At 41.9% G+C, this 19,376-nt stretch carries 20 protein-coding genes, 1 tRNA gene and 1 rRNA gene; 1 reads left to right on the top strand and 21 read right to left on the bottom strand.

Annotation, left to right across the window (positions count from 1 at the left end; genetic code table 11):
- The 16 genes from B1K71_RS19575 to spoIIE all read right to left on the bottom strand — a co-directional run.
- Positions 1 to 110, bottom strand: a 16S ribosomal RNA gene (locus tag B1K71_RS19575); the annotation flags it as partial.
- A 425-nt stretch (positions 111 to 535) separates the two neighbouring features.
- On the bottom strand, positions 536 to 2,017 hold the full coding sequence (lysS, locus tag B1K71_RS19570; protein WP_077329999.1) for a lysine--tRNA ligase: 1,482 nt from the start codon (positions 2,015 to 2,017) through the stop codon (positions 536 to 538).
- A 277-nt stretch (positions 2,018 to 2,294) separates the two neighbouring features.
- A complete protein-coding gene (locus tag B1K71_RS19565; protein ID WP_077329997.1) occupies positions 2,295 to 2,516 on the bottom strand; it encodes a helix-turn-helix domain-containing protein in 222 nt (73 codons plus the stop codon).
- Positions 2,486 to 2,998 (bottom strand): 2-amino-4-hydroxy-6-hydroxymethyldihydropteridine diphosphokinase, encoded by a 513-nt coding sequence (gene folK, locus B1K71_RS19560; RefSeq protein WP_077329995.1) that lies wholly within the window; start codon positions 2,996 to 2,998, stop codon positions 2,486 to 2,488. The genes B1K71_RS19565 and folK overlap by 31 nt, the downstream gene beginning before the upstream one ends.
- Entirely contained in the window at positions 2,995 to 3,360 is a 366-nt protein-coding gene (folB, locus tag B1K71_RS19555; RefSeq protein WP_077329993.1) for a dihydroneopterin aldolase, read from the bottom strand. Before folB ends, folK begins: the two co-directional genes overlap by 4 nt.
- Positions 3,353 to 4,186 (bottom strand): dihydropteroate synthase, encoded by an 834-nt coding sequence (gene folP / locus B1K71_RS19550; protein ID WP_077329991.1) that lies wholly within the window; start codon positions 4,184 to 4,186, stop codon positions 3,353 to 3,355. Before folP ends, folB begins: the two co-directional genes overlap by 8 nt.
- Before the next feature lie 155 nt (positions 4,187 to 4,341).
- Positions 4,342 to 5,268: a cysteine synthase A gene (gene cysK, locus B1K71_RS19545; protein WP_077329989.1), complete on the bottom strand. Its 927-nt coding sequence runs from the start codon at positions 5,266 to 5,268 to the stop codon at positions 4,342 to 4,344.
- 99 nt (positions 5,269 to 5,367) lie between these two features.
- Positions 5,368 to 6,264: a peptidylprolyl isomerase gene (locus tag B1K71_RS19540; RefSeq protein WP_077329987.1), complete on the bottom strand. Its 897-nt coding sequence runs from the start codon at positions 6,262 to 6,264 to the stop codon at positions 5,368 to 5,370.
- An 11-nt stretch (positions 6,265 to 6,275) separates the two neighbouring features.
- Positions 6,276 to 7,160 (bottom strand): Hsp33 family molecular chaperone HslO, encoded by an 885-nt coding sequence (gene hslO, locus B1K71_RS19535; protein WP_077329985.1) that lies wholly within the window; start codon positions 7,158 to 7,160, stop codon positions 6,276 to 6,278.
- A 20-nt stretch (positions 7,161 to 7,180) separates the two neighbouring features.
- The gene (locus B1K71_RS19530) at positions 7,181 to 7,960 is read right to left on the bottom strand and encodes a type III pantothenate kinase (RefSeq protein WP_077329983.1); all 780 of its coding nucleotides are present in this window, start codon (positions 7,958 to 7,960) and stop codon (positions 7,181 to 7,183) included.
- 236 nt (positions 7,961 to 8,196) lie between these two features.
- Positions 8,197 to 10,242: an ATP-dependent zinc metalloprotease FtsH gene (ftsH, locus tag B1K71_RS19525; protein WP_077329981.1), complete on the bottom strand. Its 2,046-nt coding sequence runs from the start codon at positions 10,240 to 10,242 to the stop codon at positions 8,197 to 8,199.
- A gap of 141 nt (positions 10,243 to 10,383) precedes the next feature.
- On the bottom strand, positions 10,384 to 10,929 hold the full coding sequence (gene hpt / locus B1K71_RS19520; RefSeq protein WP_077329979.1) for a hypoxanthine phosphoribosyltransferase: 546 nt from the start codon (positions 10,927 to 10,929) through the stop codon (positions 10,384 to 10,386).
- Positions 10,922 to 12,331 (bottom strand): tRNA lysidine(34) synthetase TilS, encoded by a 1,410-nt coding sequence (gene tilS, locus B1K71_RS19515; protein WP_077329977.1) that lies wholly within the window; start codon positions 12,329 to 12,331, stop codon positions 10,922 to 10,924. Before tilS ends, hpt begins: the two co-directional genes overlap by 8 nt.
- Before the next feature lie 105 nt (positions 12,332 to 12,436).
- Complete coding sequence (locus B1K71_RS19510) at positions 12,437 to 13,360, bottom strand: protein kinase domain-containing protein (RefSeq protein ID WP_077329975.1); 924 nt, start codon at positions 13,358 to 13,360, stop codon at positions 12,437 to 12,439.
- Entirely contained in the window at positions 13,335 to 14,063 is a 729-nt protein-coding gene (locus B1K71_RS19505; protein ID WP_077329973.1) for a VWA domain-containing protein, read from the bottom strand. Before B1K71_RS19505 ends, B1K71_RS19510 begins: the two co-directional genes overlap by 26 nt.
- Positions 14,064 to 14,155: 92 nt before the next feature.
- Positions 14,156 to 16,606, bottom strand: a complete 2,451-nt coding sequence (spoIIE, locus tag B1K71_RS19500; protein WP_077329971.1) for a stage II sporulation protein E — start codon at positions 16,604 to 16,606, stop codon at positions 14,156 to 14,158.
- Between the two features lie 432 nt (positions 16,607 to 17,038).
- Here spoIIE and B1K71_RS19495 point away from each other — a divergent pair.
- A tRNA-Met gene (locus tag B1K71_RS19495) sits at positions 17,039 to 17,112 on the top strand.
- Positions 17,113 to 17,315: 203 nt separating this feature from the next.
- Here the strand turns inward: B1K71_RS19495 and B1K71_RS19490 are convergent.
- The 5 genes from B1K71_RS19490 to B1K71_RS19470 all read right to left on the bottom strand — a co-directional run bounded on the left by B1K71_RS19490 (position 17,316) and on the right by B1K71_RS19470 (position 19,372).
- The gene (locus tag B1K71_RS19490; protein ID WP_077329969.1) at positions 17,316 to 17,699 is read right to left on the bottom strand and encodes a S1 domain-containing RNA-binding protein; all 384 of its coding nucleotides are present in this window, start codon (positions 17,697 to 17,699) and stop codon (positions 17,316 to 17,318) included.
- A gap of 73 nt (positions 17,700 to 17,772) precedes the next feature.
- Positions 17,773 to 18,153, bottom strand: coding sequence for an FtsB family cell division protein (locus B1K71_RS19485; protein ID WP_077330398.1), 381 nt, complete (start codon positions 18,151 to 18,153; stop codon positions 17,773 to 17,775).
- A 6-nt stretch (positions 18,154 to 18,159) separates the two neighbouring features.
- Positions 18,160 to 18,759 (bottom strand): spore cortex biosynthesis protein YabQ, encoded by a 600-nt coding sequence (gene yabQ / locus B1K71_RS19480; protein ID WP_077329967.1) that lies wholly within the window; start codon positions 18,757 to 18,759, stop codon positions 18,160 to 18,162.
- The gene (yabP, locus tag B1K71_RS19475) at positions 18,756 to 19,055 is read right to left on the bottom strand and encodes a sporulation protein YabP (RefSeq protein ID WP_077329966.1); all 300 of its coding nucleotides are present in this window, start codon (positions 19,053 to 19,055) and stop codon (positions 18,756 to 18,758) included. Before yabP ends, yabQ begins: the two co-directional genes overlap by 4 nt.
- A gap of 56 nt (positions 19,056 to 19,111) precedes the next feature.
- The gene (locus B1K71_RS19470; protein WP_077329964.1) at positions 19,112 to 19,372 is read right to left on the bottom strand and encodes an RNA-binding S4 domain-containing protein; all 261 of its coding nucleotides are present in this window, start codon (positions 19,370 to 19,372) and stop codon (positions 19,112 to 19,114) included.
- Positions 19,373 to 19,376 lie beyond the last annotated feature (4 nt).

Below are 19,376 nucleotides of genomic sequence, written 5' to 3'. Positions count from 1 at the left end.
CGTTCCACAGACTTCCACCCGAAGGCTTCCGTCTGCTTCCCGCGCTCGACTTGCATGTATTAGGCACGCCGCCAGCGTTCGTCCTGAGCCAAGATCAAACTCTCCAAAAGTTTGTCTATGATTGACATCAATCAACCATAGGTTTAAGTCTTAGCTTTAAAATTGAATCCAGGGAAAAAGCATTTGCTTTTGTCCTGTTTCGCTTGACATACTGGTTATTTTGTTCAGTTTTCAAAGAGCAAATAATTTATTGTCGCCTCAAAACAGCGACCTAATTAATATACCATCTTCAGCAAACAATGTCAACAACTTTATTGAAATGTTTTTTTGAAAGATTGATTCGGTTGCCTATCCAAGCGCAACGATATCTAATGTACCATGATTATTCCCTGAAATCAATAGAAAATAACCTTAAATTTTTGGGTATTTTATCCAGCCCCGGTATTGCGCCATTTAATAATACAGAAAATGAACATTGCACCCCTTAAAAAACCCGCACCACTCTGGAGTGGCGCGGGATACATTTAACCATTTATTACTTATTACGCATTTGAGGGAAGAGCAGTACATCGCGAATCGATGGAGAGTTAGTCAATAACATCACAAGACGGTCAATTCCAATTCCTAGACCGCCTGTTGGAGGCATACCATATTCCAGTGCTTCCAGAAAGTCTTCATCCATCAACTGTGCTTCATCATTTCCCTGTTCGCGTTCTTTCACCTGCTGTTCAAAGCGTTCACGCTGATCAATCGGATCATTCAATTCACTAAAGGCATTTGCATGTTCCCTGCCGACGATAAATAATTCGAATCGGTCTGTAAACCGATCATCCTCAGAATTCAGTTTGGCAAGTGGTGAAATTTCAACAGGATGACCATATATAAATGTTGGTTGTATTAATTTCTCTTCCACTTTTTGTTCAAAGAATTCATTAACAATGTGACCAAATGTCATCGTATCCTGAATTTGAACGCCGTGTTCTTTTGCCAGGCCTTTTGCATCTTCGTCACTCATTTTCTGCCAAAAGTCCACACCTGTATATTCCATAACTGCATCAACCATGTGCAGTCGTTTCCATTCCGGTATCAGATTCACTTCATAATCCCCATAGTTTACAACGGCACTTCCGAGAACCTCTGTAGCAATATGTGCAATCAAATTTTCGGTCAATGTCATAACATCATGGAAATCAGCGTAAGCTTCATACAGTTCCATCATGGTGAATTCGGGATTATGGCGGGTGGAAACACCTTCGTTACGGAACACACGGCCGATTTCGTACACTTTTTCCATTCCGCCTACAATGAGGCGCTTTAAATGCAGTTCGATTGCTATCCTCATATAGAGAGGAATATCCAAGGCATTGTGATGTGTTTCAAATGGGCGTGCTGAAGCACCACCCGGAATTCCGTGCATCATAGGTGTTTCTACTTCCAAATAACCGATTTCGTCAAGATAGCGGCGCATTGATTGAATAATTTTACTGCGCAGCACAAACGTTTCCTTGCTGTCCATATTTGTAATCAAGTCCAAATAGCGTTGACGATAACGCTGTTCAATATCTTTCAGACCGTGGTACTTTTCCGGCAGCGGACGCAACGATTTCGTTAACAGGGTGAATTCAGTTGCCTTAACGGACAATTCCCCGACTTTTGTTTTGAACATGACACCAGTTACCCCAACGATATCGCCCATGTCGACGGATTTAAAAATTTCATAAGCTGATTCTCCGATTGTATCTTTCCGTACATAAATCTGAATTTGTCCGCTCAAATCCTGCACATGTCCAAATCCGGCTTTTCCTTTTCCGCGTTTGGTCATTACACGTCCGGCAATTGTAACTTTATCTGTTTTTTCCTCCAGTTCTTCTTTGGAGAACTGGTCATACTTGGCGATTAAATCCTCAGCAAGGTGTGTTCGGTTGAATTTACCGCCAAAAGGATCTACTCCCTGTTCCCTGTAAGAATCCAGTTTCTCCCGGCGAACCCGCATATGTTCGTTCAATTCTTCTGACACTATTATCACTCCATTACTTTTTTTAAATGACCGGACACCGTTCCATTCGTCCAATTATATATAAGTATAAAGAAAAATGGGTCTTGTTTCATCCTTAAAGCCCTTTCCCCGCTATGAAACATGAAATCTGCCAGCAGCAAACTGGCAGATTTCCCGATTATGAAGCTCTATTTTCTGCTTCTGTTACCTGGGCATTACTTATAATATCGAACTGTTTTTCGCATGCTTCCATACGGATCCACTACAAGACCAAAATGATTCGCTACCAGCCTGAACATTAGTGTTCCTTCTGTTCATCACTCAAAATCAATTCATGTTTCGATATATTCAGCTTTTCCGCAATTGCATCCAGCATTTCATCATTCGCTTGCTGTTTGCCGCGTTCAACGTTGCCCAATGTAATAATCGGAATCTCCAGCGCATTAGCCAGGCTGACCTGTGTATGTCCTTTTAACTTTCTGAAGGCTCTTATTCGTCTGCCAAGTCGTTTTCCGTCCATCGTCTTACATCCTTTATGTCGCTGTCTGGAAGTGCTGCCAAATAGTCCGAAGCTGTCCTGTTCCCACTGGATAATGGCAGATCCGCTGCAATTTCATTTAATGGCACAAGCACAAATGCACGTTCATGCATCCGCGGATGTGGAATTATCAGTCGTTCTGTTTTTCTATTTTCTTGATTATATATTAAAATGTCAAGGTCAATTGTACGTGGACCAAAACGAATTTTTCGCTTTCTTCCGAGACTCTGTTCAATTGACTGACAAAAGTCCAAAAGTTCCGCCGGTGAAAGCACCGTATTTATTTCAATAACCATATTCAAAAAATCGCTCTGATCCCTGTACCCGACAGGAACCGTTTCATAGACCGAAGATTGGTTCACGATTTCAATATGATTCTGATCACCCAACTGATGAATCGCCTGTCTCAAATGTTCCTGCCGTGGTTCTATGTTGGTTCCCAATGCCAAAAAAGCTTGTGTCATTGCTTGCGCTCCCGAAATATTTCAACCCCTACAGACTGATAATGACCAGGTATCGGAGGGTCCGGTTTTATCACCCTGATTGTACACGCCTGCAGCTGTGTAAACCGCTGGAAAAGTTCAACGGAAATGTCCTCTGCAACTGCTTCAATCAAATTTTTGGGAGACCCTTCCACTACACCTTTGACACATTCATATACTTCCCCATAATCAATGGAATCTTTCATATCATCAGTTGTGGCTGATTTTGTTAAATCAAGCATAAGTTCGGTATTTACATAAAAACGCTGGCCGAGCTTATTTTCTTCCGGATAAAGCCCGTGAAACCCGTAAAACTCCATTTGATTAAGCATTATTTTATCCAATGGAAACCGCCCCTTTCTTTCCAAGCATGGCATCCATCATTTTTGCCAATTCGACATGCAGTTCCACATTATGAACCCGGATAATTTGCGCTCCTTTGGAAATACCGAGACAAGTAGTTGCCCCTGTCCCATTATCACGTTCAACGGGAGGAACATTAAGGATTTTGCCGATAAATGTCTTTCGCGAAGTACCTAAAAGAATCGGGAAACCAAGTTCTTGAAATTTATCGAGATGATTCATTACGACAAGATTATCTTCCGCTGTTTTAGCAAATCCAACGCCCGGATCAAGAATGATATTTTCTTCACGCACGCCCGCATCTTTGGCAATCGCAATGCTCTCCCTTAAATCCTTCTTCATATCATCAATGATTGACGTGTAATCTTTATTTGTACGATTATGCATTAAAATAATAGGTACATTATATTCTGCTGCAACTTTGGTAATGGCAGGCTCTTTCTTTGCCCCCCATATATCATTAATAATTTCAGCACCGGCCTTGATAGCTTGTCTTGCAGTTTCCGCTTTATACGTATCCACTGAAATAGGTACATGCACATTTTCCTTTACTTTGCGGATAATAGGTACAAGCCGTGCAATTTCATCTTCCTCCGATACCGGATCATGGTTAGGGCGCGTTGACTCCCCGCCAATATCAATAATATGAGCACCCGCACGTTCCATAGCAACAGCATGATTCACCGCCTGATCGATTTCAGTATAATTACCACCATCAGAAAATGAATCGGGTGTCACATTCAAAATACCCATAATATATGTTCGTTCCATCAAATCATATGTCTTCGAATCTGTCAGCAGCTTCATCCAGATACCCTCTTTCCAACCGATTTATACGACTACTATCGTATCATAGCGAAAACAAAAGCGGAAGTCCTGCCAAACCCATGATGTTGACCTCTGCTATCAAACGAAAAAAGACCGGCATCTAAGCTGACGCCGGTCATTTGAATCCGCTCTGATTATTGTTCGTCTTGTTGAAACAATGGAGTGGAAAGGTAACGCTCCCCGTTATCCGGAAGAACAGCCAGCACTTTTTTACCTTTGCCGAGTTTTTTGGCTACTTTTTTGGCTGCTGCTATTGCAGCCCCGGATGAAATACCGCCAAGGATTCCATCGAGCTTGGCAGCTTCGCGTGTAGCTTCAAAACTTTCATCATTGGAAATCCGGATTACCTCATCATAAACGTCCGTATCAAGCACTTTCGGTACAAAACCGGCACCAAGACCCTGAATTTTGTGCGGGCCTGGAGAGCCCCCGGAAAGAATTGCCGAATCCTCCGGCTCAACTGCATACACTTTAATATCCTTAAAGTTTTCCTTCAATACTTTTCCGGCACCGGTAACTGTGCCGCCCGTACCTATTCCGGAAACAAATCCGTCCAGACCGTCGCTCATCTGCTTCACAATTTCATTACCTGTTGTCCGGGCATGTACTTCCGGATTTGCCTCATTATTAAATTGCTGCGGCATAAAATAACCGTTAGCATCTTTCAGTTCTTCCGCCTTTTTAATTGCTCCATTCATGCCATCAGAACCTGGTGTTAGTACAAGTTCAGCACCATAAGCACGAAGCAGATTACGGCGTTCTTTACTCATCGTATCAGGCATTACCAAAACAGCTTTGTAACCTTTTGCCGCTGCAACCATTGCCAGGCCAATGCCGGTATTTCCGCTGGTTGGTTCAATAATGGTATCTCCGGCTTTAAGGGCACCTTCTTTTTCAGCAGCCTCAATCATTGCCAATGCAATTCTGTCTTTAACCGAACTTCCAGGATTCATCGCTTCCAACTTCAAATAAACATCTGCACTGCCTTCATCAGCATAACCGTTCAATTTCACAATAGGGGTTTCCCCAATCAGACCAGTAATATTTTCAGCAACCCGCATGTTCATCCTCCTAAATCCAAGTATTTTTATAGGTTTATTTATAATGTATGTTTAACGCCTAAAAATGTCAAGGAAAAGGAAACACCCTTAACCCGGTTACTATTCATATACCCAATCAATGTCCAGTTTATTCCAAAGTACTTTTGCATCCAGGTTTTTAGTTGTTTTGCCAAGCGCCAGCTCCCGTTTTATGTAAGGCTTTATCTCCTCGTATGAAAATTTTATATCCGGAAGTTTTCGGTGAAGATAAATAATAGCCATATGACCTCCGCTTTTAAATGGTTCACTGTAGGACCGTTCCTTCAGCTTCATGGCTTTCTTTGCATAACCATCCGGAAGAAATTTACTGTAATCAACAAAGAAACCGAGATATCCGCCATCCTTTTTTGTTTCATCATCATGTGAATATTCCCTCGCGAGCAACTCAAATGATGACCCTTTCTCAAGCTCATTCATAACTTTTCCAGCAGTTTGGCGATCGGGTACGACAATATGCGACAATTGTATGGATGCTTTAAAATTATATTGATCATGATAATCCTTATAGTATTCACGAATTTTCTTTTCTGGAACAGAAACATCTGAAGTCAGCAGCGCACCAAGCTGATAACGGTAAAGGATGTCTTTTCGCCATTGTTTTTCCCTTGCCTTTGTTTCCTTTTCCGACATCACACCCTGCATTGTTGTAAGCAAGGATATTTCCCGGGAAATAACTTTTTCGCTTATTTCAATGTCTTGTTCCGCAGCAAGCTGCAGAACCACTTCTCTGTCAATCATGCGCTGCAACTGTTCTCTTCCATAATTTTCACGTAATGCGTTCATCCATTCTTCATATTTAATCTTTTTATGATCAATTGTTGCCACCGGTTCCCGGCTGTCGATTTCTGTATTACCATCTTCAAAGACAACATTTTTATCCGTCCGCCAAAATAAAAGCGTCGCAATATTGGTAATAATCAGAACTGCAATTACTCCAAACAGAAAATTCCTTTTCATAGAAACTCCTTTCACTTTCCATTGGCAGAATGTTTCAGTGTTTCAAGTTCATTTTCTGTAAAGTGATATTTTTCATTGCAAAAATGGCACGTAGCTTCTGCACCATGATCTTCATCAATCATTTTCTGAATTTCCTCTGAACCAAGACCCATTATTGCATTTTCCAGCCGTTCTCTTGAACACTTGCATTTGAATTGTACCGGTAGTGTTTCGTGAATTTTCACTTCGTCCTTACCAAACAAGCGCTCCAAAATTTGTTCGGGTGAATTTCCTTCTCTGATCAAGGTTGAAATGGCTGGGAAGTTTTGAATTTTATCCTCCAGGACTGCAATTAATTCTTCAGAAGCACCAGGCATCACCTGTACAATAAATCCGCCCGCAGCCAGGATAGACTGATCTGGATTAACAAGAACGCCAGCGCCTACTGCAGATGGGATTTGCTCGGAGTTTGCAAAGTAATACGTAAAGTCTTCACTGATTTCTCCTGAAACAATTGGCACCTGCCCTGTAAAATAATCTTTGAGGCCCAAATCTTTTACGACACCGATATTTCCTTCCGTTCCCACGGCCCTGGCAACATCAAGCTTGCCTTTTGCGTTCAAATCAAAATCAACATGAGGGTTTGTGACATATCCGCGGACATCACCGATTGCATTGCCATCTGCGACGATTACACCAATTGGTCCGTTCCCTTCCACTTTAACAGTCAGTGAATTATCACCTTTCAGCATAGCTCCCATCATAGCTGTGATGGTGACCGTCCGCCCAAGAGCAGCTGATGCAGTTGCATATGTGTCCTGGCGTCTTCTGGATTCTTCCACTGTATTCGTTGTTGTTGCTGCATATGCACGTACCATTCCATCCCATGTTGTTGCTTTAACCAAATAATCCTTCACGGTAATACTCAGTCTCCTTTTTATGAATTTTTTTGCCTGTTTTTTTGATAGATCAAATACAATCCTTTTAGTGTCAAATATTGATCAACATAGTCAATTGTTTCCGATGCATCGGAAATAAGCGGGGCAAGCCCTCCTGTCGCAATTACGACCGGTTCTTTGGAAGCCTGCCCTTTCAATCGGTTGACTATACCATCAACCTGTCCAACGTACCCATAAAAAACACCGGATTGCATTGCTTCCACAGTTGAACTGCCAACGACATTATCTGGTGCCTGAATTTCAATTTTGGGCAGCTTGGACGCCTTCTGATATAATGCTTCCATTGAAATATGAATTCCCGGAGCTATCAGTCCGCCCTGATATTCTTTGTTTTCGTTAATGTAACAATATGTCGTAGCTGTTCCAAAATCAATTATAATCAGTGGAGCATCGTATTCATGCAGCGCCCCTATTGCATTCACAATTCTGTCAGCTCCGATTTCTTCCGGTTTTGGATAAGCCATTTTCAAATAGGAATGTACCGGTTCCTTGCCGATTACCATTGCTTCCGTATGAAAATATTTCGTTGACATCTTCTCCAGTGCAAACATGATAGGAGGGACAACTGACGAAATAATGACTCCGGTAATGTCGGCCAACGATATATCTTCATGTTCCAGCATTGACTTTATCAATATGCCAAATTCATCTTCTGTTTTATGTCGATCTGTTTTGATCCGCCATTCATGGATCAATTTATCGTGATGAAACACACCTAACACCGTGTTTGTATTTCCTACATCAAGCACAAAAAGCATCCTGAACCAAACCTTCCCACCCAGTTATTATTTTTCTGTCTTTTAATATACCATAAATGAATAAGGATAGGAAAAGCGTAAGTACTGTTTAACCGGACTCTGGTAAGCAAGTTGACTGTTGGCATGTTAGGCGAAGATAAGGTATACATGTTGCCATGAATCATGTGCCGGGATACTAAATTATGACAGACCATATAGAAAAGCCCTCCATCATACATGGAGGGCCTTATCAAACATTATTGTTTAGGATCATCATCGGAAGTGCCGTCTTGCGGTTTTGATTCTTCCTGTTCTTCTTCTTTCTCAGCTTCGCGTTCTTCTCTGCGTTTTTCTTCAGCTTTTTTCTTTGCCTCTTCATATGTTTCAGGTTCGGCGTCAGCATCCTGCTTGGAATTGATGTTCACTTTAACATCCTTCTCGTCATCCGCAACTTTCCGTTGTTCGGTTTGATCCTCTGCAGGTTCAGGCAGCACACCGTCCTCAAACAGACTCTTAATTTGCTTGGCATCCAATGTTTCAACATCAAGCAATGTTTGTGCAATTAATTCAAGCTTATCTTTATTTTCGGTCAGAATTGTTTTTGCACGATCGTAACAATAACCGATAAAGTTTTGCATTTCCGTATCAATCTCATAAGCAATCGTATCACTGTAATTCTGATCGTTTTGAATATCACGGCCGAGGAATACTTCACCACCGCCACTTGTAAACTGAAGCGGTCCAATTTTATCACTCATGCCGTATTCTGTAATCATCTTACGGGCAATCGCTGTTGCACGCTGAAAGTCATTTGACGCACCTGTACTTACTTCGCCGAACATAATTTCTTCGGCTACACGTCCGCCCAAAAGACCGGTGATTTTATCAAAAAGCTCAGGTTTCGTCATAAAGTAACGATCCTCTTTTGGAAGCATGACAGCATAACCGCCTGCCTGTCCCCGCGGTACAATCGTAACCTTATGTACCATATCCGCTTCATCCAGAACCATACCAATAATTGTATGTCCGCTTTCATGGTGGGCAACAATATTTCTTTCTTTCTGGGAAATAACTTTACTTTTCTTAGCCGGACCAGCAATTACACGGTCAATTGCCTCATCAACGTCCAGCATATCAATTTTTGTTTTGTCAAAACGTGCGGCAACCAATGCTGCTTCATTTAACAAATTCTCCAAGTCTGCACCGGAAAAGCCAGGTGTACGCATCGCAATGGTTTTCAAATCGACGGTATTATCCAATGGTTTATCCTGTGCATGAACTTTCAGGACTTCTTCACGTCCTTTTACATCAGGACGGTTAACGGTAATCTGTCTGTCGAAACGTCCGGGACGAAGCAATGCAGGGTCCAGAATATCCGGACGGTTTGTTGCTGCAATCATAATGATGCCTTCATTGGCACCGAATCCATCCATTTCGACAAGCAATTGGTTCAATGTTTGTTCACGCTCATCGTGTCCACCGCCGAGTCCGGCACCACGCTGACGGCCAACTGCATCAATCTCATCAATAAATACGATACAAGGTGCATTCTTTTTAGCATTTTCAAATAGGTCGCGTACACGGGAAGCACCGACACCAACAAACATCTCCACAAAGTCAGAACCACTGATGGAGAAGAATGGTGTTCCTGCTTCTCCTGCTACTGCACGAGCAAGTAATGTTTTACCTGTTCCCGGAGGTCCTACAAGCAGTACCCCTTTTGGAATACGGGCACCAACGGAGGAGAATTTGCGCGGATCCTTCAGAAACTCAACAACCTCTACAAGTTCCTGCTTCTCTTCATCTGCCCCTGCTACATCTTTAAAGCGAACCTTTTTCTTATCCTCATTGTACATTTTTGCTTTACTCTTGCCGAAGTTCATTACACGGCCGCCACCGCCGCCTTGTGCCTGGCTTAGAATAAAGAAGAAAAATAACCCCAGTATCAAAAATGGAATCATAGTTGTCAGGAAGGTTACCCAGCCGCTTGGCTGTTCTTCTTCCTTCACATTGAGCACACTTTGTTTTGTTGCTTTATCATATATATTCGATACAATATTCGTATTTTCCGGAACTTGTGTGACAAATGATTTGTCATCCCCCAATTTACCGGTAATACGGATTATTCCATTCGATGGCTGCATCGTCATTTCTTCGACCTTGCCATTATTCAGAGCTTGCATAAACTCTTTTACATCATATTGTTCTGCCTGTTCATTTTGTCCATTAAATACTCCAATGACGCCAATTACTACTAGAAATATGAGTAAATAAAAGACAACATTGCGAAATATACGATTCATTCCTTACCTCCTCCCAAGCGGGAAAAACTACAAACATAGTACCATAGAAAAAAGTGCTAATACAACTAATTCCACTTACAATTTCATGAAATTTGAGTTCCCCGAAATATGGGTTTTATTGTTTAAAATTATTCATTTCCTTTATTCGTCGCCACCATAGATTCGCGGCTTCAGCACACCGATATATGGGAGGTTACGGTATTTTTCCTCATAATCAAGTCCATAGCCCACGACAAATTCGTTTGGAACCTCAAATCCAACGATATCCGCTTTTATATGTGCGGAACGGCCGGATGGTTTATCAAGCAGCGTAACAATTTTAATAGATCTCGCTTTACGGTACTTAAATAAATCAACCAGATAGCTCAATGTCAGACCGCTGTCAATGATGTCTTCAATGATTAGTAAATCACGGCCTTCAACCTTCGTATCCAGGTCTTTCACAATCTTAACCTCACCTGAGGACCGCATCTTTCCCCCATAGCTGGATACATCCATAAAATCCATCTCCAGGTGTGTTTCCACTCGACGGAGGATATCTGACATGAAAGGCATGGCCCCTTTCAAAACACCAATCGCAAGCGGGAACCTGCCATCATATTCTTCGGTAAGCTGTTTTCCAAGTTCCGAACACTTTTGCGCAATCTCTTCTTCCGTAATCAATACTTTTTCAATGTCGTTATGCATGCTGTCCCTCCTGCGAATTACGTTTTTCAAATTTCAGCTGAATGTATGTGTCATATTCCCTTTGCACCTCAGGAATTCTTTTTTTCAGACCAACCAGCCACAAGACTGTTCCGTTATTATCAACAACTACCGGCCATTTATCCCGTTCGGTCAAAGGTACTTTTGCATCGATGAAAATATCTTTCAATTTTTTACTCCCCTGCAGCCCTTTCCAGCACATCCTGTCTCCATTCCGTCGCGTTCGGACGTGCAACGGCAATGCAACTTCCTCCTTGCCGCATGCATAACTCATTTCTGATTGTTCTCCCGGATCGTCTGTGTAACAGGCTGTAATGGTTCCATTGTACCAATTTGTTTCACTCGGGATTTCCATCACTGCCGGCACTGACGGTGCTTCCGGCTGCTCTTCCGGGAAGAATAAAACAAATGTCCCGTACATATTGTTCAGTTTCAGGTTGTAAGGAAAATCAATATGTGTATTTCCGGATGTTCGATGCAATAAGTCAAAAAATTGTTGTTCATGCACATACGATAAATTTTTTGGCCATTTTTTATATAGATAATTTAATATTAGATGATAGGCACGCCTTTGTAAAGAATAGGGAAACGAGGAAAATACTGTACTATCGAATGAGATTTTATTTAATTCGTGATCCATTTTCACGTTCTCCTGCACCATTTCAGCCGCCTCATCAAGTAAAAACCGCTCATCTTCCTGCAGCACTTCGCTTAAATGCTGTACTGTATTATGTATATTTGGATTTCTATCTTTTAGTAATGGGAGCAGCTGTTTCCGGAAAAAGTTGCGCGTATAAACCGTCTCATCGTTGGAAGGATCTCTTCTGGGAATAATCTGCTGCTGCACGCAATATGCTTCCAATTCATCTTTTGTCGTACATAGAAACGGCCTGATAATCATGCCATTCGCAAAATCACGCTTAACGGGGATTCCTGAAAGTGCTCCGGGGTCGGCGGTACGGGCAAGTGCCATTATGACAGTTTCTATTTGATCATCACCATGGTGACCAAGGGCAAGGACATCAGCATCAAAGGATTTCATTTGTTTTTCGAAAAATCCATATCGCAGGTTGCGGGCAGCTTCCTGTGTTCCCATTTGCTTCTCCTTTTTATACGAAGGAACATCCAAAGAAGTTCCCACAAATTGAATATTCCATTGATCACACATTTGACGGACATATGCAAGATCATCCAAAGATTCCTCGCCACGCAGTTGATGATCCACTGTAACAGCAATTACATTCAGATTCCACACCTCCCGGATGATGGAAAAAAAGTGTAGGAGCGCCATGGAATCCGGACCGCCTGAGACACCAACCAGTACATTGGAATTCGCCTCCAGCAACTGATGTTCTTTCATAAAAGTCTTCACTTTCTCAATCATTTCACTGCCCATCTCCACACGAAATATTAGTTTACATACTGAATTAATGATACCACATATTTGAAACATAAGAAAAGCAGAATCGAACGTTTCATAACAGTAATTCTACAACAGCAATGAAGAAAAATAGAAGAAGGCGGCAACAGCAGCGATTCCGCCAGTTTCCATTAACATAGACCCAGCGCCCTGTTTGCCGGGACTGTCCGCAGCCCGTGAAACCCGAATGTGATTCAGCACTTTAGTTACATCACTTTTCATTTGTGAGCTTGACTGATACTTTCCCATTACTGCCTTTTTCAACGACTCTCTGTAAACAGCAAGCAGTTTTGCATCATCCAATTTTTTTAGAAGTGTTGCCTTGGGATTGGTCCCTTTTTCGAAGCGTTTTGGATAACATACAGTTAGAAATACCATGACAAGCGCGAAAAGGTCATAACTTGGTTCAGCTTTTCTGCTCCCCATCCCCCAGTAACCCCGATCGTAAAATTCCGTATATTCCTTAATCGCCCTGCCAATTTGCGTTGTCCCCCCAACATCAATCCAACGCACCCGTGGCGGCGATGAAATGACTAATAAGTTTTCCGTTTTGAAGTCGCCAAAAACCCATCCAAACTCGTGGAGCCGCTCCAGATCATCGAGCAGCTGAAGCATAAAAACACCGATCCATTCCCTGCCTTGACGTCTGATAAAACGGGTTAACGACTCCCCTTGCAAGTACTCCATTACATAAAAGGAATAAACTCTTCCCTTTCCGTATTCATAATCATCAACATCAAGTAAACAAGGTCCAAGGCGGCTTCCCTGGACCTGTTCAAACGCTTTCAGGACATTTACTTCCATTGTCATGGATGCACTGTTTTCGCTTATCTTCAGCGCTGCCTGTTGTCCGTTGAATTCGCATAAATAGACATTTCCCACTGCACCGCTGCCAAGCTTTTCTTTAATTGTATATTGCGTTTTATGCCACTTGCCGGTGATAACCATACCGGGCAAAAAGTCGATCTCAGGCTTCTTCTGTGCCTTGTTCATCTTCGAAACTCCTTAACAAAGTGTTCCGGCCAAACTGATACATGGCCTCACGAATCGCCGGTCCTGTTGGAGTGATTCCGCCACTGGTCAATTTAGGAAAGATCGTTGAAACAGAATCAAGCTTTGGTGACCAGTCAAACACCTTCTGAACATCCTTACGTCTACCGGGGAAACTGTAAATACAAAAACGATTTCGGCCGATACGCGCATTAAGGCTGATGGACAAATCAATCAATGACTCTTTCACCGTTGGCAGCTTATCCTTCATGCTCGCACTAGTATCGACCAGAACAAGCACCTCCAGGTCACAGGTTTCCCCCATATCTTCCACAACTTCCATAATCTCCCCGCGCTTTTCGGGTTCAATATCCTCCATCGACTGTCCAGGTCCCAGTATTTGTTTCAATTCTTTATTGACAAACCCCTGCAATGTCTGTGTCATTCCCTGTTTGGTTACAGTTTGTACCGTTTGTGATAATGCCTGCTTATAAACAATTTGACTGACACCGCCCCCTGACATTGAAATGTCTTCCACTTCCTGAAATCCTTCAGGCTGTTCCGTCTGATTGTCATCCATAATCCCGATGACATTCACTGTTATCCCCTGCTGATATGCAAGTGCTGCAGTTGCAGCCGGGTCCTCCCCTTTATTCGAACATCCATCTGTAATTAATAATATCTGTTTTAAAGTGCCTTTTTTCATACAGCATACCTCCCATTGATTCCACTACCATCATCACCAGGAATCTGGAAGAATATACCTTGCCGATTGGAATGTTACGCCTCCCCCCATTACTATTGGGCTTCATTGGAATAGTACGGTATGGAAGCCCATTGTGGTGAATTTTTTACAATCTTAGCGACAACAACCGTCATGTCATCATCAATTGCTCCCGCTCTCGTTCGGACAACCTCTTCCAATAGTAAATCGGCTATTTCCTGAGGATCATTTGTTTTCATCTCCCTGATTTTGCGTTTCAGCCAGGCATCCGTATTTTCAATATGTTTCGGGCCATCAAATATGCCATCGCTCATCATGATCAGGATATCCTCATTCATCAGCTGCTCACCGACAATATCCACGTCAAACTCCTGGATAATCCCCATCGGAAGATTACTTGCCTCCACCTTAATCATTTCATTTCCGCGTTTAATAAAACTTGGTGTCGAACCAATCTTCAAAAATCGGACAAATGCATTGTGTAAATTAATAACAGCAAGATCCAGCGTCGCAAACATCTCATCCGTTGATCTTAATGCCAAAATGGAATTAATTGATTTGATAGCCACCCTTTCCGGAATTCCTGTCTGCAAAATTTGCTGCAGCAATCGAAGCGTTTCCTTGCTTTCTTCACTTGCCCGCTGACCATTTCCCATCCCATCGCTGATTGCCATGGCATATTTACCCTCACCAAGCTCAATCGTCTTAAAACTGTCACCGGAAACCAGTCCACCCCCTTTAGCCGCATTGGCGATGCCCGTATCAATTACAAATTCCTTCGCTGATCCAAAGATCAAGTAACAGTAGCCATTAGGAAATGGAGACACCTCTTCATGTTTCACGACAATCATTTCATTTAAAATATCAGACAGGACCGGTGCAATCAGTTTCGGCCCTTCCCCATGATAATCATAAAACGATATTGTCATTTCGATATCCACATTCCCCTTGTCCAATCGATAAATGTCCAATTTTTCCAAGGTGATTCCCATTTGTTTCAACATATGGATTATCTGCATCTCCTGTTTCTCATGGTGCTGTCGTTCTTTCAAAATCTCCGATGCAAAGTCTTCCATAACTTCAGATACACCCTGCAGCTGATCCGCCACAAATCGTTTGCTCTCCATGACCTGTTTTTTCAGCTTTTTATTTGCTTCAAAAAAGGATACTTCATCTTTGATGGTATCCACCACTTTTTTCGATTTGACACAGTGGTTTTCAAAATCACTCATTAGTTTTCGATTCGGCGCGTTGCCTTCAGACAAATCATCTTTTAAATCCTCCATTAAAGAATAGGTTCGGTCAAACTGTTTCTGCCAGCAGCGATCCTTCATAAAACAGGACTGGCATGTCTTTTCAGTCACCTGGCTTAAAAAATAATCTGTTTCCCGATTTGCATGTCTTTGGTCTTCATCAGGTTTTTCTGAATTGGCGAAGCTTTTTGAGAGCGCTTCAAATACATCCGAAAATTGCTCTACACGTTTTGCGGTAACATTTCGCACCTTTTGAAGATACTGTTCCTGTTCGTTGGAATGTTCCTCAGTCCCGGGAATATATTTGGACAGTTTCCGGAACAGACTTGCCGGTGTCAAAAAGAATAACAACGCAGCAATGGTCGACTCCATCAATGAAGGAATCAATGTATGAGACTCCCCGTAAATCCCGACTAAAAATGTTCCGACAAACAAACCAATTACAACCCCGACTTTACTGCCTTCCTTCAGTAATCCCCCCAATAATCCGGAAAAAGCAAGCAGACTCATCTGATATAGATTCGCCACGTTTGCCAGCGACAGAATCAGTCCAGCAACCACACCTACCGTCGATCCAATTGCTGCGCCGCCGACAAAGGCAAGCATCATCACAAAATACCGGGATAAAACCTGTTCTACAGCAGCATCATAAACTTCCCAACCAATTGTCCCGGTCAAGATCGAAGCCAGTAGAATGATCATACAAATAATTTCCTCGTTCTTTAATGCAGGTTTATATCGTTTTGGTGATAATAGCGGAATACTCTGCATAAAGATAAGTACTAGGACGGTTCCGAGTACCCCCTCGACAAACAGAAGCATCCATTCATATGATGACAGCTGACCCATGATGGAATAGACACACAGGCGCGGTGCCACTGCGGAAAGAAATACAAATAGTGGAATAAGCAGTTGCTGGTTTTTGGCATGTTTAAAAATACCTGCAAGAAAAATAAAAACAACCATAGCAAGTGCTATGTACATGCCATGAAAAACAGAATACGTTAATGCACCAGCAAAAACTGCAAGCATAACTTTAGCCGCCTTGTCCCGGTGGATAAGCCAGATCGTTGCTAAAAATGCTGCAGCAAATGGTGAGACAGCTTCAAGGATGACAGCCCGTCCAAGCAAAAATCCTACCAGGTAAAACAGCCACCCCCTTTCAAACAGTAATGATTTGGTCTGTGAAGAAATCTTCAAGCGCAATCTGTGCAATTGTTTGTTATGAACCCCAACCCCTTTAGATTCCGCTCTTGGAATTGAATCCATCATACAAAATCACTCCCTCTTAGGAACATTAAATCACAGTATGCATTCTTTTTTTGTCAAAACAAGCAGACCAAATCAAAAAATCGTTCGACTGCTTTCTGTTCGGACAAGCGATATTCTACAACCACTACCGTATTCTGTTTAGTAATGTCTAATTTGCTATAAAGAAAAGCAAAAAGCGCAGGTGCCCGTTTAGCAACGTATAAACTGGAGCACTCCGCAATGAGATAAAGGAAACACGGTGAGCTGGAAGCGAACCGATGTTGACTTATCGTAGTGAGGAGTGTGAAGTTTGCTAGTTGCTGGGCGCCGGAGCTGGACATGGCTCAATCGGTAATCGAATTATACTAAAGGATATATTTTTATAACTGCGACATAAAAAAACCATTGACACTTTTCGAATGCTGTTGTAATATATCATTTGTGATTAATTTTGGCGGTGTAGCTCAGCTGGCGAGAGCGTACGGTTCATACCCGTGAGGTCGGGGGTTCGATCCCCTCCGCCGCTATACATTTGAAGAAAAAAATTGTCTGGGAGACCCAAAGCGGCACATGCCGTTATAGGGAAAACCATCAGACAATTTTTTTTGTCTATTTATGCTTTTGCCGTAGCCAATCTTTCATAAACAGTAAAAAGCAGGTACCACTTTTCTTAAGTGATACCTGCTTTTCATTTATCATCGCATAGAGCATTATTGTTAGACAGCAGCTACTATCCTCTTTTAGCACCTCGACCTCCCCGTTTGGATTCGGTGTGCTTCTTCAAAGAGGCTAAACGATCTTCTGAATCCTTTAGAAATTTGTTCATTTTGGACTCAAAAGATTCTCCGCGATCACGGTTATTCCTGGAACGCGCCGGTCTATCCTTCGCTTTTTTGATAGATAAACCAATCTTGCCATCCTTTTCGACATTAATAACTTTAACCTTCACTTCGTCACCGACGCTCAGGTGGTCATGAATGTCCTTAACATAGTTGTCGGCAACCTCACTAATATGGACCAAGCCCGTAGTACCTTCACCAAGTTCCACAAAGGCCCCAAAATTAGTAATACCGGTTACCTTTCCCTGCAGCTTGCTGCCTACTTCGATTGACATAAAAAAAATGCTCCTCCTTAAAAGTTTAAAATATATAGTTCTTATATAGTATAGCTAAGCATATGAAAGCGTGTCAATAAGAGGGTTCTTCATCAGGGAGATTGAAGATCAGTTCCCCTTTTTTGGAGAAGAAATAATTAGTTCGGGCTATCTCCAATACATATTCCTCATTATTCAGCAGCTTAATCTCTTCATTAAGATTCTTTTCCTCTTTTTTCAGATCGGCAAGTTTGCCTTCAAGTTGTTCATACTGTTCAGCTTTCTCAGCCTGAATGGATCGTTGTTTAAAATGGTAGGCTGCCATACTGCCAAACGTAATCAAAACAACAATGGAAAATAACATAAGACGGCGGAACAATCGCTGCTTTTTTCTTTTTTGCCTTTCTATGTACGCATCATACTTATGTTTATAGTTTGTTTCCAAATTTGCCAGCGTTTTTTCCTTTGTGGACAACAGCATTTACCTCCTCTTAAACAAAATCTTTTTTACCCACTTTCTACAGGTATTTTCTATTGTACTATAAAATTCCGCAATTTTGTATAATTTATTTTGAATATTTTCAGGCAAGATGCCAAACAACGCCCGAAATATCCACAAAATGGGTGCAACTACAACCTTCAAAACATAACGCACTATATTTAAGAGGATGTGCAAAACAAACATGACACAGGTTACGGCAACCTGAATGATAAATTTAACAGGTGTGATAATGAGAAAATTTATCACTTTTTCTATGATGCGAAAACATTTCAGCACAATCGAGATAATCTGTTCAAGCAGCCGTTTATATATGTTTGCAACGAGTGCCTGATAGACGGAAAATCCGAGCAATACTGCGACAAACACATAAAACCTTAATTCTCCGTTATTGACCCTGAATAGTAAATAATAGAGTATCATGGTCTGTGACAGCCAAAAGCTGATTTCCATAAAATAAGCCATAACCCGACGTCTTTTCCAGTGAACGGAAAAACGGCGGAATGTTTCCTGTATTATGCCCAAATATAATCCGCCTATAACCATCGCAATCATGGTGATGAATTGGACATTGAGTGTCATTTAAACAGCTTGCTAAAGAACCCTTTAGCTTTCTCCTGACTATGTTCATCCACATAGGAAAGCTCATATATTTTACCCTTTATCGTGACAACACCATCACCAACATCCAGATTCTTCAGCTGCAGATTCTGCCCGCGGACAATCAAATATCCCATGACCGTTTCCAGCAGAAACTCCTCGTTATCAAAGCTGTCAACTTCTTTTACCCCGGTTATCTCCATGTTTTTACGATTATCGATTTTAACAGCATGATCCTGCTGCACACGCTGGACAGGTTCCTTCTCATAATAATTCATATACTTGTCCCTCCTTATCATTATTACATTATGAAAGGAGGGACAAGTATAGAACTTTAATCGGTAACTTTCTCTTCCTTAATCACCTGATAGAGCATATCTGCCTCATCTTTTTTTACTGCCTCTTTTAAAGCTCTAATTTCAAGGGTCACTACCTTTTGACCAAACTTAATAACAAGTTCATCACCAGTTTCCACGGTTGATGACGCTTTTGCCTTGCTGCCGTTTATCGTAATTCTTCCCTGATCAGCCACTTCTTTTGCTAATGTACGCCGCTTTAACAGCCTGGAAACCTTTAGAAATTTATCCAATCGCAATTCT

The organism is Virgibacillus siamensis (genome assembly GCF_900162695.1).
Lineage (GTDB): Bacteria > Bacillota > Bacilli > Bacillales > Amphibacillaceae > Lentibacillus > Lentibacillus siamensis_A.
Note: the sequence above shows the minus strand (reverse complement) of the source record. Positions and strands in the feature narration are given on the sequence as shown.